Source organism: Alkalihalobacillus sp. TS-13 (assembly GCF_019720915.1).
GTDB lineage: Bacteria > Bacillota > Bacilli > Bacillales > Fictibacillaceae > Pseudalkalibacillus.
Genome location: NZ_JAHKSI010000003.1, coordinates 227220 through 244414 on the forward strand (window position 1 = coordinate 227220; position 17195 = coordinate 244414).

General features: G+C 42.9%; 18 protein-coding genes. 12 read left to right on the forward strand and 6 right to left on the reverse strand.

Features of this window, described 5'->3' with window-relative positions; genetic code table 11:
- Nucleotides 1–656: 656 nt before the first annotated feature.
- Nucleotides 657–1580: a ketopantoate reductase family protein gene (locus tag KOL94_RS20160; RefSeq protein WP_221568464.1), complete on the reverse strand. Its 924-nt coding sequence runs from the start codon at nt 1578–1580 to the stop codon at nt 657–659.
- Between the two features lie 631 nt (nt 1581–2211).
- Between KOL94_RS20160 and KOL94_RS20165 the strand changes: the two genes are divergently transcribed.
- From KOL94_RS20165 to pdxA, 4 genes are all read left to right on the forward strand, one after another.
- Complete coding sequence (locus KOL94_RS20165; protein WP_221568465.1) at nt 2212–3909, forward strand: sigma-54-dependent transcriptional regulator; 1698 nt, start codon at nt 2212–2214, stop codon at nt 3907–3909.
- A gap of 164 nt (nt 3910–4073) precedes the next feature.
- Nucleotides 4074–5063: a 2-keto-3-deoxygluconate permease gene (locus tag KOL94_RS20170; protein WP_221568466.1), complete on the forward strand. Its 990-nt coding sequence runs from the start codon at nt 4074–4076 to the stop codon at nt 5061–5063.
- An 11-nt stretch (nt 5064–5074) separates the two neighbouring features.
- Nucleotides 5075–6367: a four-carbon acid sugar kinase family protein gene (locus KOL94_RS20175; protein ID WP_221568467.1), complete on the forward strand. Its 1293-nt coding sequence runs from the start codon at nt 5075–5077 to the stop codon at nt 6365–6367.
- The gene (gene pdxA, locus KOL94_RS20180; protein ID WP_221568468.1) at nt 6354–7358 is read left to right on the forward strand and encodes a 4-hydroxythreonine-4-phosphate dehydrogenase PdxA; all 1005 of its coding nucleotides are present in this window, start codon (nt 6354–6356) and stop codon (nt 7356–7358) included. Before KOL94_RS20175 ends, pdxA begins: the two co-directional genes overlap by 14 nt.
- 74 nt (nt 7359–7432) lie before the next feature.
- Here the strand turns inward: pdxA and KOL94_RS20185 are convergent, their stop codons facing one another.
- Both KOL94_RS20185 and KOL94_RS20190 read right to left on the reverse strand, forming a co-directional pair.
- Entirely contained in the window at nt 7433–8386 is a 954-nt protein-coding gene (locus KOL94_RS20185) for a cytochrome P450 (RefSeq protein WP_221568469.1), read from the reverse strand.
- An 86-nt stretch (nt 8387–8472) separates the two neighbouring features.
- Nucleotides 8473–8643 (reverse strand): hypothetical protein, encoded by a 171-nt coding sequence (locus KOL94_RS20190; RefSeq protein WP_221568470.1) that lies wholly within the window; start codon nt 8641–8643, stop codon nt 8473–8475.
- A gap of 311 nt (nt 8644–8954) precedes the next feature.
- On the opposite strand from KOL94_RS20190, the gene KOL94_RS20195 reads away from it, so the two are divergent.
- The 3 genes from KOL94_RS20195 to KOL94_RS20205 are packed head-to-tail and all read left to right on the forward strand — an operon-like array spanning nt 8955 to nt 11170.
- On the forward strand, nt 8955–10082 hold the full coding sequence (locus KOL94_RS20195; RefSeq protein ID WP_260412559.1) for a DEAD/DEAH box helicase: 1128 nt from the start codon (nt 8955–8957) through the stop codon (nt 10080–10082).
- Nucleotides 10083–10106: 24 nt separating this feature from the next.
- Nucleotides 10107–10853, forward strand: a complete 747-nt coding sequence (locus tag KOL94_RS20200; protein WP_221568471.1) for an SAM-dependent methyltransferase — start codon at nt 10107–10109, stop codon at nt 10851–10853.
- Between the two features lie 23 nt (nt 10854–10876).
- On the forward strand, nt 10877–11170 hold the full coding sequence (locus KOL94_RS20205) for a hypothetical protein (RefSeq protein WP_221568472.1): 294 nt from the start codon (nt 10877–10879) through the stop codon (nt 11168–11170).
- A gap of 68 nt (nt 11171–11238) precedes the next feature.
- On the opposite strand, the gene KOL94_RS20210 is transcribed toward KOL94_RS20205, so the two are convergent.
- The 3 genes from KOL94_RS20210 to KOL94_RS20220 all read right to left on the reverse strand — a co-directional run bounded on the left by KOL94_RS20210 (nt 11239) and on the right by KOL94_RS20220 (nt 12440).
- Nucleotides 11239–11442, reverse strand: coding sequence for a YwbE family protein (locus KOL94_RS20210; RefSeq protein ID WP_221568607.1), 204 nt, complete (start codon nt 11440–11442; stop codon nt 11239–11241).
- Between the two features lie 65 nt (nt 11443–11507).
- The gene (locus tag KOL94_RS20215) at nt 11508–12050 is read right to left on the reverse strand and encodes a putative glycolipid-binding domain-containing protein (RefSeq protein ID WP_221568473.1); all 543 of its coding nucleotides are present in this window, start codon (nt 12048–12050) and stop codon (nt 11508–11510) included.
- 12 nt (nt 12051–12062) lie between these two features.
- Entirely contained in the window at nt 12063–12440 is a 378-nt protein-coding gene (locus tag KOL94_RS20220; RefSeq protein ID WP_221568474.1) for a DUF4440 domain-containing protein, read from the reverse strand.
- Between the two features lie 155 nt (nt 12441–12595).
- Here KOL94_RS20220 and KOL94_RS20225 point away from each other — a divergent pair, with 155 nt between their 5' ends.
- From KOL94_RS20225 to KOL94_RS20245, 5 genes are read left to right on the forward strand one after another with little or no spacing between them, the layout of a single operon-like run.
- Nucleotides 12596–13510: an ABC transporter ATP-binding protein gene (locus KOL94_RS20225; RefSeq protein WP_221568475.1), complete on the forward strand. Its 915-nt coding sequence runs from the start codon at nt 12596–12598 to the stop codon at nt 13508–13510.
- Nucleotides 13507–14259: an ABC transporter permease gene (locus tag KOL94_RS20230; protein WP_221568476.1), complete on the forward strand. Its 753-nt coding sequence runs from the start codon at nt 13507–13509 to the stop codon at nt 14257–14259. Before KOL94_RS20225 ends, KOL94_RS20230 begins: the two co-directional genes overlap by 4 nt.
- Nucleotides 14260–14271: 12 nt before the next feature.
- A complete protein-coding gene (locus KOL94_RS20235) occupies nt 14272–14997 on the forward strand; it encodes an ABC transporter permease (protein ID WP_221568477.1) in 726 nt (241 codons plus the stop codon).
- Between the two features lie 30 nt (nt 14998–15027).
- Nucleotides 15028–15753: a response regulator transcription factor gene (locus KOL94_RS20240; protein WP_221568478.1), complete on the forward strand. Its 726-nt coding sequence runs from the start codon at nt 15028–15030 to the stop codon at nt 15751–15753.
- 1 nt (nt 15754) lies between these two features.
- Complete coding sequence (locus KOL94_RS20245; protein ID WP_221568479.1) at nt 15755–17164, forward strand: HAMP domain-containing sensor histidine kinase; 1410 nt, start codon at nt 15755–15757, stop codon at nt 17162–17164.
- Nucleotides 17165–17195 lie beyond the last annotated feature (31 nt).

Here is a 17195-nt window from a genome sequence, read left to right on the forward strand (position 1 = left end):
ATCCCATAAAATAGTAAAAAGGAACGAACTATAGATTAGGAATCGATGTATAGGAGATTATATAGTATGATGTAGAGAATCCAACATCATCTTCTAAGAAGATTTCTTTCAACTTGTAAAAAATAATTCAAAATATATGCAACCAATGAGAGGCAAATACGTCTATATTTATGAGGGAAAATAAAATTGGAATTTCAGGGTTAACAGCTAAGGAATAGGGAATACATACACTGAAATCTTTACTTGGACGGACAAATCTTTTAAAAATGATAGGAGTGTTTGAGGATCATGACGAGTACTGACATTCATATTCAGAACTTAAGGAAAAAAGGAATTGATGTTCAAAAGGTCATTTCGAAGACTCTTAAACTGGCAAAAAATTATTCAGGTCACAAACAAAAAGAAAGTCCGCAACAATAATCCTGAGTACATAAAGGAACCTTCTCATCGCTGAGAAGGTTCCTTTATATTTGGCTTTGTTAATTCTTCGAAGCTCGCTCCCTTTCCGCGTGTGATCCGCGAGACTCCTCGCGGGTCCCTCGCTGCGGGGTCTCGCATGGCTCGCTGGTCCCGCAGGAGTGCCGAGAATTTCGCTTACAATCAACAAAGTCCTAAACAGAGCATAAGGGTTGGGCTTGCCAGATTTTCTTTAATTGTCATCGCATCTTCAGTTCATACGGTTTTACAAGGGCGTAGAGCGTTTCGATGTGTGGCAGCTTCAGGTTTTCTTCTTCCGCTAACCGGAGTGCGCCGCCGAGCAGGTGGTCCGCTTCGATTTGCAGGCCTTTCCGTCTATCCTGATGCATGGATGAAGTCGCTTCTGAAGGGAAGCTGTTCAGCTGGTCCAACGCTTTTTGAACGTGGTCGTCGGTGATGTCGACCCCTTTCGAAATGGCGAGCAGTTTCATTTCGTGTAAAACCTCTTCAGCCAGCTTCACCGTCCTCGATGATTCTCGGATCGCCCCGAGTGTCAAGTCACCGGCTGTCGTTACACCGGAAAATGCGGTGATCATCATATACTTGTTCCAAAGTCCGGGAAGGATGTTGCTGCTCAGCACTCCAGCCATGTTCGCATTGTCGAAAATCTTCTCCAATTCATGGCTCAGTTCTTCCTGCGATGGATGGAGCGAACCGAAGACGAGATCATGCTGTGTACTCGTATGCATGACATGTCCGTTCTCATCCAGGGTCGAGATGATAAAACACAAACCTCCCATAACAGCCTCTTCACCTAATTCGCGTTGAAGCTGCCCGATATGTTCAATCCCGTTCAAGAGTGGAAGGACAGTCGCTCCTTTTTCCACCAATCCTTTCAAATCGGCGATCAATTCATCATTCAAATGGTACCCTTTCACAGCCAATAAAACGACGTCGACGTGATGGATATCGTCCAAACCTTCAGCAATGTTCAAGTCTACAAATTCATAGTCACCATGCGGACTTTGCAATTTCAAACCATTCTTACGAAGCTGTTCAGCTCTTTTCGGACGCACGAGAAATTGTACGGATTGCCCTGCTTCCTGGCATCTTCCGCCGAAGTAAGCTCCGATTGCTCCAGCACCAACTACGACAATGTTCATATCCAGTCACCATCCTTTTATCCTTTGGCGTTGTTATACTTTATAGTTGATTTTTGCGAAATTCACTCCCTTTCCGCGGGCACAAGAAAAGCGGAAGCGACCCGTTTAGTCACGCAGATCACTGGAGGACTGACGAGGAGGCTCGAACCAAACAAAGACTTGGTTCTGCGTGGGCTAACTCATAAGGATGTCAATCAATGTGTTACTGCGGTGAGAATTCTAAGAAGCTTTCCTTATGCTGGCTTCGACGTTCACCACAGGACGTACTTGTACAGGATGTACTGACTTCGACGTTCACCATAGAACGTGATGGTATTTAGTCGAAGTTCATTATTAAAGTCGAAGATCCTTTTAAAAAAGGCGGGGTCTCGCCTGGGTCGCTTTTCCCGCAGGAGTGTCGCAAATTTCGCTTCAATCATACTTAGTCAGAAATCAACAGTATTATTAACAACGCCTTCCTTTAATAAAATTGTACCCGATGTGCCGGGGAAGAGAAACTTATATGACTTCCTACTCTCGGTTGTTAGTTTCTCATTAAGTCAAATGATAAATGAAAACTGAGTGTGTTGCATTATGCATCATTAGATGACTATACTTAATAGAGAATTAACTAATGAACAGGGGTAATTGAATGGCTATAAAGACAATGTTTATTGCACCATACCCATCCATGGTTCCACTTGTAGAAGAATGTAAAACTGAATATCCAGAATTGGATATCCAGATAGAGGTTGGAAACTTGGAAGAAGGTGCTGAAATTGCAAGGTGGGCTGAGAAGAATGGATACGATGTCATTATCAGCCGAGGTGGCACGGCACAATTGATAAAGTCGTTTGTGTCGATTAGTGTGATTGACGTCCATTTATCAGGTTATGACATGCTGCGTACACTTACATTAGCTAATGATTTTCAAGGGAAAAAAGCATTGGTTGGTTTTCCTAATATTACAATAGGTGCTCAATCTATTATAGATTTATTGGAATTACCTATACATGTTTACTCGATACAATCAGCTATTGACGTTGATCCACTTGTTTACAAACTGAAGAAAGATGGTTTTGAGGTTGTTCTAGGCGATGTTGTTACGGTAGATGCAGCTCAAAAAAATGACCTTGAAGGTATCTTAATACAATCAGGCAGAGAAGCGATTTATGAGGCGTTCAGTAACGCCTACTCAGAATACGAATTTCACCAACGTAACCAGACTCTTATTAAGTTATTGTCAAAAATATTTAAATCGAAAAAACAAGATATACTTATTTTGAATTCAAAAGGTGATCAGATATATGAAAATTGGAGTAGTGTTCAAAGGGTACCACTATCCAACAAAGAATTAAAAAAATTCAGGGATGATATTGAGCAAGATGGATATGCAACCCAAACAGTAAGTTTCAAAAATAAGCAGGTTGAAGTAAGTGGGGAACTTTGTAATTTCGCTTCTCAGTCATTTACAATCATGTATTTTACCGTAAAGGAATTTTCTGAACATCATAAATGGTTAAAAGTAAAGAATCGTATACCAAAACCAGTCATTATTGCAGAAAGTCCTATGATGAAAAAAATAACAAGCCAGATACGAAAGTCCATCTCCAAACAACGGGTTTATGTACTATACGGAGAAAAAGGGACAGGGAAAGGACTTATGGCAGAGTTTATCCATTATGAACAAAATAGAACGGGGAACTTATTAACGATAGATATGCAGAACTGTGAATGGGAACAGTTGAAAGAAACATTCAACATAAAGAGTTCAACTGTTAATCTGACCAACATTGAACATCTAGATACCAATCGAATAGATCAATTAAGAGAGTTTATCCATAATTTATTGGAACATTCAATTACGGTGATTCTTACAAGTAAGGTACAGGTGCCAGACTTGATCGACGATTCTTTAGAGAACGATACAGTAGAATTAGCACTCCCTTCGCTAAAACAACGTAAAGAAGATATTAAAGGTTTAGCAGCCTATTTTGTTGCGCAATTTCATCAAAATTTAGGTACTCATCCTGTCAAAATAAGAGAAAAAGCAATTGAAGAATTGATTGACACGGATTGGAATGAAAATGTTTCCGAATTGAAACGCTTTATAAAATCCCTTGTACTAGGGGAGAAAGGATATGTCATCGAATCTAACCATGTTAAAAATGCACTGCAGATCCGTAGGGAAACATCTCCAAAGAATAATCTCCTATTACAGGGAACATTAGAAGAAATCGAACAACGAGTCATTCAAAAGATACTCGAAGAAGAAGGGTTTAATCAATCGAAAGCAGCAAAACGATTAGGAATTAATCGTTCGACTCTTTGGCGCAAATTAAAAAAATAATAATTTGCGTCTTTTTTATTATATAAAGTGTTGCAAAATGAAACGATTAAGAATATTTAATTCACAAATTATTAATTCGGTGTTGCGTAATAAATCACATTCTTTTAGGATGTAATTGAAAACGTTTTCTTATCATTAATAATTATTCGATGGGGGAATTTGAAATGAAGATTAAAGCAACGCTTGAACGTATTCCTGGTGGGATGATGGTAGTCCCACTGTTGCTTGCTGCAACACTAAATACATTAGCGCCTGATCTCCTTAGGATCGGTAACTTCACACAAGATTTATTTGTAGACGGTGCAGGTACCTTGATTGCATTATTCCTGCTTTGTACAGGGGCACAAATCAACGTCAAGACATTTGGAGTTTCTCTTGCAAAGGGAGGGGCTTTACTGGGAACGAAGTGGGTTGTCGGTGCAATCTTCGGCTTAATCGCTTATATGTTTGCAGGTGATAATGGTCTATGGCTAGGATTAGCTCCAATTGCAGTAATCGCTGCGATGACAAATAGTAATGGTGGCTTATATGTGGCACTTGTCGGGCAATATGGGAAAGAAGAAGACCGTGCAGCCTATTCATTACTTGCATTGAATGACGGACCTTTTTTAACAATGGTAGCATTGTCGATCTTCGGAGCAATGGGATTCGTAGATGGAATGTTTTCATTCCAATCCTTTTTAGCAGTATTACTCCCTATCCTTGTGGGTATGGTTTTAGGTAATCTGGATGAAGATATGCGTTCCTTCTTGGATAAAGGTAGTGCAATGTTGATTCCATTCTTTGCATTTGCGCTTGGTATGGGTATCGATTTTGCAGCAATCATTGAAGGTGGTTTAACTGGAGTGGTCCTTGGTCTCCTGACTGTATTTGTTACAGGTACTGCAGGTTACTTTATCTTTAAAGCATTAAAATGGAATCCGATTGTTGGTGCTTCAGAAGGTTCAACTGCAGGGAACGCTGTGGCAACCCCAGCAGCCATTGCGGCGGCTAGTTCAACTTTCGCTCCAGTCGCAGAACTTGCTACAGTTCAGGTTGCAGCATCGACTGTTACAACCGCAATATTATTACCACTATATATTGGATTTCTTGTTAAACGTATGGAGAAAAAAGGCTATCGATTTGAAAAAGGAGAAATAAAGTCAGCAAGTTAGGGTGGTCATCTATGAGAGAGAGAGTAGGAATAATTGCAGATGATTTCACTGGAGCCAATGACACGGGAGTCCAGCTCGCCAAAAAAGGGTTCCTTACATCTGTAATGGTCAATATAGATAAAATGGAAAGTAAACATCAAAATGATGTAGTGATTATTGATACAAACAGTCGTTCTTTAACAAATAAAGGTGCATATGAAGCAGTCCATCATGCTGCTTCTTTCTATTTGGAGAATCAAGTTAATTTTGTATATAAAAAAATCGATTCAACCCTGAGAGGGAATATTGGATCTGAAATAAGTGCTGTAGACCAAGTGTTGAATCCTGATCTGGTCGTCATTGCACCTGCCTATCCCAAAATGGGTAGGACCACAAAAGATGGAAAACATTACGTAGATGGTGAACTCGTCTCGGATACGGAATTCGGAAAAGACCCGAAAACTCCAGTAACTCAGAGTGATATCTCAGAACTTATTAAACCATACTGTAACTATGAAATTGCGAAGGTAACCCAAGCTCAATTAGACGATGTTGAATTTGCAACGTATATCCAAAATGAAGTTGCTCGAAACAATCGCTGGTTTGTTTGTGATGCGGAAAGTGAAGAGGATTTAAAAAAGATATCTAGGAAATTCGGTAATTTATCGTTTGATGTGCTATGGGTCGGGTCAGCAGGCTTGATTGAACACTTGCCCGAAGGACTGTCATTGAACTCCTATAACGAGACTATTAATCTGGAAGATAAAACAAGTAATCAAGTTCTAACGATGTCTGGGAGTTTGTCTGAAAGAACAAAACAACAACTACTTGAACTAGATAAGATCGATAATATTCAAATGATAGAAATAGATCCACTGCTAATCCTTGAAGAAACACTCAATCCCCATACACTTTTGGATAGGAAAGAGGAGAAGAAGGACCTGGTAATCTATGTTGATAATAATGAATCTAACCGTAAGGCTGCAATAGAGTATGCTAACCGCAATGGACTGTCTAAAGAAGAGATTGGTAGTAAGATTTCAAAAGGACTAGGTCAAATTGCAAAGTATATACTACGTTATACTTCCATTGACGGGTTGATACTGACTGGAGGCGATACAGCTAAAGACGTATGTGTAGCAATGAATGTAATGGAAATGGAACTTGTGGATGAAATCGAAGCAGGAGTTCCATTAGGCAGAATTAATTTTAACGATCAAAAGTTGTGGACGGTGACAAAAGCCGGGGGTTTTGGAAATAGAGATACGTTAAAGAATGCTTTGTATTACATGAAAGGAATGAAACACACTTATGACTCAAAGTAAACCAGTTATTGGGATAACGATGGGTGATGCTGCGGGAGTTGGGCCTGAGATTATTTTGAAAAGCCTGCAGAAATCACAAGTTTACGATTTATGTAACCCATTGGTTATTGGAGATGCAAAAGTTTTGGAAAAAGCAAAAGACGTACTAGGCAGCCAGCAAAAAATTAAAAGTGTCCAATCAGTCAATGATTGCACCTATGAGTTTGGCGTTGTTTCGTGTATGAATCTCGACCTTATACCAGATAACTTACCATTTGGACAAGTCTCCGCAGAAGCCGGCCATGCAGCGTTTGAATTTCTCTCAAAAGCGATCACGCTTGCAAACGAAGGGAAAATCGATGGCATCTGTACGGCTCCTTTAAATAAAGAAGCACTTCATTTAGGTGGACATAAGTATCCTGGACATACTGAAATCTTAGCGGAATTAACAGGAACAAAGGATTATGCAATGATGCTATCCGCACCGACGTTAAAGGTTATTCATGTGACGACTCACATTGGACTGATTGATGCTGTGAAACAAATTAATCCAGAACGGGTTTACCAAGTTATCAAAATGGCTCATGATACATTGAAAAAAGCTGGTATTGAAGAACCGAAAATTGCGGTATGTGGGATCAATCCTCACGCAGGAGAAAGTGGTTTATTTGGATATGGAGAAGAGGAAGCACAAGTTGTCCCAGGTATAGAAAAAGCTCATTCAGAGGGTATCAATGCTCAAGGTCCACTACCTGCAGACACTCTATTTTTCAGAGCAGTCCGTGGAGATTTTGATATTGTTGTCGCTATGTATCATGATCAAGGTCATGGACCGATCAAGGTGCTCGGGTTAGATGCAGGTGTCAATATAACCGTTGGACTTCCGATCATTCGGACTAGTGTAGATCATGGTACCGCATTCGATATCGCTGGCAAAGGGATCGCTGATGAGAAAAGTCTGACAGAAGCTTTGAGGCAAGCTGTTGAATTAGCTCCGACAAAATCTGTTTAATGTAAAGGGGCTGTCCCAAAAGGTGTCTTACACTTTTCTTTTAGGACAGCCCCTTTTTGTGTGAAATAAGAATACTATATGACTTCCGCTTTCAGATGAAGGGCTTTGAACCCGCGGAAGACGATGTTGTGCCGCCACTGGGGCTCTTCAGATAAAAGCGGCTCTTTGAATCTTGTCACGAGTTTTTCCAGGGCGATCTGTGCTTCCAACCTTGCGAGCGGTGCCCCGAGACAGAAGTGCGGTCCTGATGCGAATGACAGATGCTTGATATTTTTCCGTGTAATATCGAACTCGTGCGGGTTGTCATACAGGCGTGGATCGCGGTTGGCTGCTCCCAATACAAGCATAACCTCTTCTGCTTTTTTAAAATACTGTCCGTAAAATTCGAGATCATCTGATACAACTCGTGAGGTCATGAGGACTGGCGGTTCATATCGTAAAATCTCTTCGAATGCATTCGGAATGAGCGAAAGGTCGTTTTGCAATAACTTTAACTGTTCCGGATGCTTCACCAGCGTGTAGTACCCATTCGTAATCAAATTCACGGTCGTTTCGTGACCCGCGATCATCAGGAGGAGGCAGGTGGCCACCATTTCATCTTCATTCAACACATCCCCGGACTCTTCCACAGCGATTAGACCACTGATCAAATCGTCTTGTGGTTCTGCACGCCTTTTTTGTATGAGGGAGCGGAAGTATTCTCCAGAGTCCTTGATATCATCAGAGACAGCCTCCAATTCTTTCATGTCGGTGTTAAAATCGATGAATGTGACAAAGGCATCGGCCCATTTCCTGAAATAGCCGCGATCCTCCTTTGGGACACCGATCAGTTCAGCTATGACGGCAACGGGGAGGTAGTATGAAAAATCCCGGATCAGCTCATGTTCATTTTCTCCTTGTCTAGTGTTGAGCAGTTCATCTGCCAGCTCTTCGATCAGCGGACGCAGCTTGTCTACCATCCGTGGTGTGAACGCTTTGTTGACGAGCTTGCGTAAGCGCGTATGATCCGGTGCATCGCGAAACAGCATCATATTGTTCATCAGGTAAATGACAGGCTGGACACGCTCCGGGATTTCAACCCTTTGCTCAGGTGGGACGACCCTGCGGTATTCTTTTATAAAACGGGAATCCTTGAAAGGGCTTCTGCTTCTTCAAATCCAGTGACGACGATTTTCTGAATCCCGAAGAATTGACCGTAATGGATCGGTCCATGCTTACGGTATTGTTCGAAATAAAGATAAGGATCGCTTTGGAATTTCTCGCGCATTACGATGGCTTCGTTCATGATCAGAACCTCCAACTATCAAGTTTCTATACAATCTCTTTCGACAAATGGTAAATAAACCCTTGTTCCGTTTTGGTCTGACGGTTCTTGTTACGGCCGAAATGGAGCATCTATCGGCCAATCGACAAAAAACGACCTGCTTCACCGTGAAAACAACCTTCATTTTCGGCACTATCTTTATTAGTAGAAAAAAGGTCTCTATTCAACGGATTCCACATGGTGTAGGCTAGTAGTGAAGCGTCTGAATGTGAGCTTCATAATTGACCAAACTATTCAAAGACAAAGTCGTTTTTATAAAAAGGAGAATGATGATGGAATCATTACATATAACGAAGCCTTTTCTACAAAAAGCCTGGGAAAAATCAAGCTTTGAACAACCGACAGCAATCCAGACGGAAGCGATCCCGGTGATTTTACAAGGGGAGGATGTGATTGCGGAATCTCCGACTGGGACGGGAAAAACGCTTGCTTATCTGCTGCCGATTTTAGAGAAGATCGATCCAGCAAAAAAAGACCCGCAAACCTTGATCATGGCGTCCTCTCGTGAACTCGTCATGCAGATTTTTGAGGAAGTGCAGAAATGGGCTGAAGGAAGCGGGATAACTGGAGCCTCTCTGATTGGCGGTGCGAACGTGAAAAGACAGATCGAAAAACTGAAAAAGAAAAGTCCGCAGGTCATTTTGGGGACACCTGGCCGTGTTGAAGAATTGATTAAGATGAAAAAGTTGAAAATGCATGAAGTGAAGACGATCGTTCTCGATGAAGGCGATCAGCTGCTTGTACCAGAGCATTTGAAAACGATCGAGTCGATCATCAAGTCGACATTGGCGGATCGTCAGGTGCTGCTGTTTTCTGCGACCTTACCTGAAAAAACGGAAGAGGTCGGCCGTGGATTCATGGATGATCCTCAGCTTATCAAAGTGAACCGTGCCACTCAGAAGAACGGGAAAGTAGACCACTATTATATCGTGACGGAACGGCGGGAAAAAGCGAAAGCTCTAGAGAAAATCGGACGCTTGAAGGACATGAAGGGACTCGCATTCGGAAAAGACATTGGCGATCTGTCTGTGATGGCAGATAAACTGGATTATAATCGGATCCCGGTTGGTCTTTTGCATAGTGAATTGAAGAAAAATGAGCGTCAGTATGCTTTGCAGCAATTCCGAGATGGAAGGACGAACTTGCTGCTGGCGACGGATGTAGCAGCTCGTGGCCTTGATATCACAGGGCTTACACATGTCATCCAGGTAGATGTCGCAGAAGACGAAAAGCAATATCTCCATCGTTCTGGACGTACCGGAAGAGCAGGCGCGAGCGGAACCGTCATTTCAATCGTAACACCAGGCGAAGAGCGTACGTTGAAGAGTCTTGCGCGGAAACTCGACCTTCAGCTCAAGGAGAAAACGTTGTATGCTGGTGAACTGGTCGACGCAAAGTAAACTTTTTAAACGGGGAGGAAGAGAATGGCGACAAACAAATTTTCCGTCATCGCGCACCGTAACCATGAAATCTGCAATCCGATCAGTAAGGAAAAGCTGAGGGCAACAATGGATCGTATCCCATTCAGCAGCGGGGATAAAGTACTCGATATCGGAGCAGGCAAATGTGGCGTGCTGATCAATTTGATCGAGCGCCATAATGTGGTGGGCACAGCCATTGAGATTGAAGAAGATTTTATAAAAGCTGCTCGTCAAAGTGCGGGTCAGCGGATTGATCCAGGTCAATTACGAATTTTGAATAACGATGCGAAAAAAGTGATAGGCGAGCTCGATGAAGTGTTCAATGCTGCGATTTGCCTGGGGGCGACGCATGCTCTCGGGAACTATCGGCTCACTCTGGAGAAAATGAGTGAAGTAGTAAAGCCCGGCGGATACCTGCTGGCCGGTGAAGGGTACTGGAAAAAGGAACCTGAAGCGGCGTATCTGGAGGCGCTAGGAGCGACTAAAGAAGAGTTGCTGACCCATCATGAGAACATTGCGGTGGGCGAAGAGCTTGGTTTGATTCCGATGTGGGCGCATGTGACAAGTGAGGATGAGTGGGACGCATATGAGTGGCTATACTCTTCTTCGATGGAGAAGTATTGTCTGGAGAATTCCGATGATCCAGACGTGGCCGCGATGCGCGACCGGATCCGGAAGTGGCGTTCAACCTATCTGCGCTGGGGGAGGGATACCCTCGGATTCGGTCTGTATTTGTTTTATAAAAGTTGAGCTAGAGGCGGGGTGGCTTTAAGATGAAGCGATTTTCCGTAGTAAAATCGTACCAAATTGAACAAGACTTCCCTGAAATTGCTCAAGATCACCCTGAAATTGCTCAAGATCACCCTGAAATTGCTCAAGCGCACCCTGAAATTGCTCAAGTTCACCCCGAAATTGCTCAAGATCACCCTGAAATTGCTCAAGTTCACCCCGAAATTGCTCAAGATCACCCTGAAATTGCTCAAGTTTACCCTGAAATTGCTCAAGTTTACCTTGAAATTGCTCAAGTTTACCTTGAAATTGCTCAAGCGCACACCAAATTTGCGTAACCTGCCCCCAAAACACCCACCCACAAACAAAATAAATGAAAAAAAGCTGGCCGAAATATCAGTTTCGGTCAGCTTTCCTTATTGAAAACTTCTTTTACGCGGCCGACTTGTCCATCTTGAAGGCGAACTTTGATGCCGTGCGGGTGAAAACTGGAATTCGTCAGGATATCCCTCACGACACCCCGGGTCAACTTCCCAGTTCTTTGATCTTTTTTCAATACGATGTCGACCTCGACACCTGGCTGTATGTTGGCGCGATTTTGTCCATCCATGCTGCATTCCATCCTTTGATTGTCCATTTCATTTTTCGCTTCAATCAGTATATCATACCATACCATCAATACCGCCGTTTGAATAGATCCGGGTACTCAATCACCAGTCCTTCTTTATCGACTGTGATCAAGGATTGATAGGTTGGACTTTCATATCGAAAAATCCGGGAGTGACTCTTTTGTTCCACAAAGGTATATCTCTGGTGGACCTTTTTCAATTGCAATGAAGGTATAGCCAAATAGACCATTTCGAAATCCCTCAATTCCCCCACTTTCCAATCAAACCGGTTGATCGGGAGTGAATTTGAAAAGGGTGTTGTTGAAATATCGATATCAATCGCTCCATCGAGTTCAGGGATCCAGCGCCGGTATTGATCGAACCAGATCCCTTCACCGTCCGATGTGACTTCCAGAAAGGTTTGATCCACTTCGATCGTCGCTTTTTTCGTTTTCCATTTCTCCAACAGCAATTTATAGTTCACCTTCAAAGGCTTTCCGTCATTGATCAAAATAATCGTGCTTTCAACAGACAGTTCATCGCCGCGTTCCTTTGCCTGCAGGTATTCGCAGCCAAAGTCCTCTAAGTTTTCCCATATAATCGTATTCATCATTCCACCAGATCATTTCTCGAGCTCGATGAATTCCCTTTGTAATTTCCATTCTTCGTTTTCTTTCCGCCAAATGAACATCGCCTTCGCATGGTGGGGTATACCCTGGATGACATTCGTTTCCGTGCCGATGACAAGGAATTCCTCGCCAGGCTTGCGTTCAATGTGCGATAAGATTTCGAAACTTTTATGTGCATCGTCATATTGCGCAAGGACATTGTCGAGATCATAGTTGTAACCGTATTGCATCGGCTCATCCATCCCGGACCTTCCCCAATAGCCGACGAAACGCTCAGACATATGTTCCCGGATCACGTTACTATTTTTACTGTCAAACGCCTCATTCCAACTCGCGAAATACTTTTCGATAACGTTATGTATTGTTTCCATATCGATTCCTCCTAACACCATTCGTATTCGATTTCGCACCCGGAAAAACCTTCCAAAAACCGCCACATGAAAATTAAGGAAGAATTAAGGTTAGCTGAAATCATCCTTAAGGTTCGCTCGATATACTGCAATTGTATTTAAAGGAGGCGAACGTAATGAGTAATTTTCTAATCGAAACGAATCAGCTGAGGAAGTCATTCGGAAGCTTTAAAGCTGTGGATCAGGTGGACTTGAAGGTGCCGACAGGAGGGATATACGGATTTCTTGGTCCGAACGGGGCAGGGAAATCGACAACGATCCGCATGCTTCTCGGACTGATCAATCCTACTGAAGGTGATGTGCAGATTTTCGGAAAACCATTGAAATCGAACAGGATCGATATTTTAAAAAAGGTCGGATCGATGGTTGAATCCCCATCCTATTATGGACATCTTACCGCTTATGAAAATTTGAATATCACAAGGAAGATTCTTGACCTGCCAAAAAGGGAGATCGATCGTGTGCTCGGTGTCGTCAAGCTTACTGATGTGAAAAACAAGCTTGTGAAAAAGTACTCACTCGGGATGAAGCAGCGCCTTGGAATCGCCCAGGCTCTAATGGGGAATCCAGAGTTATTGATTTTGGATGAACCGACAAATGGACTCGATCCTTCAGGAATTCATGAAATGCGTGATCTCATCAAACGTCTGCCCAAGGGATCAGGAATGACCGTGCTTGTATCGAGCCACATTTTGAGTGAAATCGAACTGATGGCTGATCATGTCGGAATCATCAATAAAGGGCAGATGATTTTTCAGGGTACGCTGCAGGAGCTTCGTGGGAAAAGTGCTTCAACGCTTCAGATCGCGGCAAATCCGATGGAGGATGCACTAATTTCGTTAAAAGAGATGGGCTATCGTATCGAGGTGAATGGCGGCCGTCTGTTTATCAAGGATCAGCAAGTCGAACCGAGTACGATCAACAAGAAGCTCGTGTTGGATGAAATCGCTGTGACACACTTGAGTGAACAGAAGGATACGCTTGAGGATATCTTCTTATCCGTTACGAAGGAGGAGGAGAGTAAACGATGAATGTCATACGCCTTATGCAAACGGAGATGATCAAGCAAAAAAGGAACCTATTATGGTTGTTCATTCTCGTCATCCCGACTGGAACAACAGCGGCGATGTTTCTTGATATGTTCATCCGTTATGAGGATTATCTGTTTCCGAAGGCACAGGAACAGGGCATTTCCTCATGGGAGGTCCTTGTGAATGAGAACCATAACGTCTTGAGCTGGGGACTGTTCCTTTCTGTCTTTATCGCGATCATCAGCATGTTCATCAACCAGTATGAGACGAAAATCGATAACTGGAAAAAGCTTTTGAGTTTGCCGGTAACACGAAGCCAGGTGTTTTTATCAAAATATTTGACGATCGTTATTTTCGGTTTTGCTCTTATCCTATTGAATACAGCTGGTCTTTTCATTGTTGGAAAAATCATTGGTTTTCCAGAAGTGTTTCCTATCACGATGTTCACTAAGTACGTCGGTTATCAGTTTGCAGCGATATTAGGTGTGGCGGCGATTCAGAACGGACTCAGCACATTTGTAAAGAATCCGATCATGCCAGTGGTCTTTGCTTTTGTCGGGATGGTCGTGGCGGGTGTGTTTCTAGTGAAAGATACAGGACTGAGCTCGTATTATCCTTATCTCTATACCTATATGGCTGGTAATCTACCCGATTTTGACCCTGCGATTGTTTTATACGGAGGACTTGGTTCAGGTGTCATCCTGCTTATTTTTGGAATGCTGCTATTTCAGAAAAAGGATATAATCTAAGGAGGTAGAAAGATGTTAAAAGCATTGCAAATCGAATTATTGAAAGTGAAACGCTCAAAGCTGTTGTTACTGGCGACTTTTCTTCCTCTGTTGTCAATCTTACAGGGAAGGATGTTTGCTGCGCAATACATAGGTGAAGATGCTGATCTATGGAAGATGCTCTATATTGGGAGCATATCACAGTTTTCCTCGTTGATTTTTCCGATCATGATTGCAGTGATCATCGCCATCATCGCTCGGATTGAGCATCATAATGACGGATGGAAGCAATTGTTTTCGCTGCCGGTCAAACGGGAGAACGTCTATCTATCAAAACTAGTGACTGCAATGCTGTTGATCGTATACAGCGCCATAATGCTCGGAGTGATGTTTTTGGCAGCTGGTCTTTCGCTGAATGCATCTGGAGATATCCCGTATGGTCTAATGTTCGGGAGATCGATGCTTGCGATTGTTGCCGCGCTTCCGATCATCGCAATCCAATTTTATATCAGTTTCCGGTTTTCGCATATCGGTGTTCCGCTTGCTGTTGGGATAGGGCTGGCCTTGCCGTCGATGCTCATTGCAAATTCAGCTAAGTATTGGATCTATTATCCTTGGACCTATCCGATCTACACTTCATTGGTAGATATGTTCGAATCAGGAAATAAAGACGACATCATGTATGTGGTCTGCATCAGTACCTTTGTGTTGATCAATAGTGTCGGTTTATTGCAATTCCGGAAAAGAGATATTGTTTAGGTTGGACAATGAAGAGATTAGGTGAATCATATGTTTAATGTGGAAGGCCTTTCGGAAAAGAAGATCCTGCTTGTGGATGATGAAAAGGAGATTCTCGATCTTCTTGAAACGGTACTTATAAAAGAAGGATTTGAAACGATTTATAAAGCGGCGACAGGACTTGAAGGAATCCAGATTTGCAAAGAAAAACAGCCGGATCTGATCGTCCTGGATATCATGCTGCCTGACATTGATGGACTCGAGGTGTGCAGGCGGATCAGGGAAATCACAGTCGTGCCGATCATCTTTTTATCAGCAAAGACAGATGATGTCGATAAGCTGTTGGGACTTGGAATCGGCGGCGATGATTATGTGACGAAACCGTTCAGCCCGAAGGAAGTCGCTTTCCGGATCAAGGTTCAATTTCGACGCAACCAATACATGGGGATCAATGAACACCAAAATGATGAACGAATCGAGTTCGGGGATATCGTCATCAATCCTCACCACGGCGAGGTGACTAAGGGCGAAGTGCAAGTGGTCCTCACCGCAAAAGAGTATCAGCTTCTTCTATATTTAGCTCAAAATGCAAATCAGATCCTTAGCAAACGCCACATTTGTGAAAAGGTGTGGGGTGAGGATTATCTCGGTTATGACAATACGATCATGGTTCATATCCGACATTTGCGTGAAAAGCTCGAAAACGAACCCGGAAAGCCGGCTTACATAAAAACCGTCAAGGGTCTCGGTTATAAGCTGTCGACAAGAGGTGGCTGATATGAAGTGGAGACTGACGAGCCGTTTCCTGACGGCAATTATCGTGACGATCGTCCTTTCCTTCATCGGCTTTATGATGATTACGTTCTTTTTATTTTATGGCGGAACACCAAAGCCCGATCAATTTTTGAGTGTGAACGCTCCAAGTATCACAATTGATTTTGCAGAGCATATCAACGTTGAAAATGATGAAATTACACTTGATGAGAACGGAGATGACGTTTTACAGCAATACGGAAGCTGGATCCAGGTACTTGATGAGGGTGGAGACGAGATCTTCAGCAAGTACAAACCGGAGGAAGCCCCAGAGCATTATACGCCAGGTAAACTGATTTTCAATTATAAATACTCAGGAGCGATTGAAGGCTACACGATCTTTGTCGGGATACTTGAAAAGAAAGGACGAGAACTCAGCTACATAATGGGTTATCCGGTCGATAAAGTATCAAAAGCCTCCCTTAATTTCAATCCGGACACTATCTTAAGGGATATAAACAGGCTGCTTATTGGAACGATGATTGTCGTATTGATCTTCGCAATCCTGATCGGCTATCTTTCTAGTAAAAAGCTGGTCAAACCGATGCTGAAGGTGATCGATGGAATTGAGGGGCTGGCGCAGGGTACGTATACAAAAATGCAGACCAAAAAAGGTGTTTTCAAGGATGTCAACCACAGCTTGAATGAGCTATCTGACTCACTACAATCCAATGAGCGGGAACGGGCGAAGACGGAGGGGATGCGTGAAGAATGGATCGCGAACATTACTCATGATCTAAAGACGCCACTTTCATCCATCAAAGGCTATTCCGAGGTGCTCGTCAACCCTGACTACAAGATGGCACAGGAGGAGCGTGCAATGTATATCGATATCATTCTCAACAAATCCAAGTACATGGAGGAATTGATTGAAGATCTTAAGTTGACGTATCAGTTGAAAAATGAGCTCGTCGCAATTGACCGAAAAGATGAAAACCTCGTCGATGTTGTGCGTGATACGGTCATCGATCTGCTCAACCATCCGGATCATGACCAATCAAGGGTTGAATATACATCTGATAAGGAAGTTGTTCCATTCCTTTGTGATAAAAAGCTGATACAGCGGGCTGTTTCCAACCTTTTATACAATGCGATCGTTCACAATCCTGAAGAGACTGAAATTGAGGTACGTGTCAAATCAGGTCCGGTTGTCGAAATTACGGACAATGGAAAGGGAATCCCAAAACGGGAGCTCGAGCGGTTGTTCGATCGTTATTATCGCGGAACGAATACAAGTGCTGTTCATAAAGGATCTGGGCTCGGCATGGCCATCGCCAAGCAGGTTATCGAAGTCCACAAAGGAGAAATCAAGGTTGAAAGTGAATTGAACGTCGGGACGAAGGTTATTCTGGATTTTACTGGTAAATCTCTGTAATAAAACATCCACATATCATACAGATTTTAGA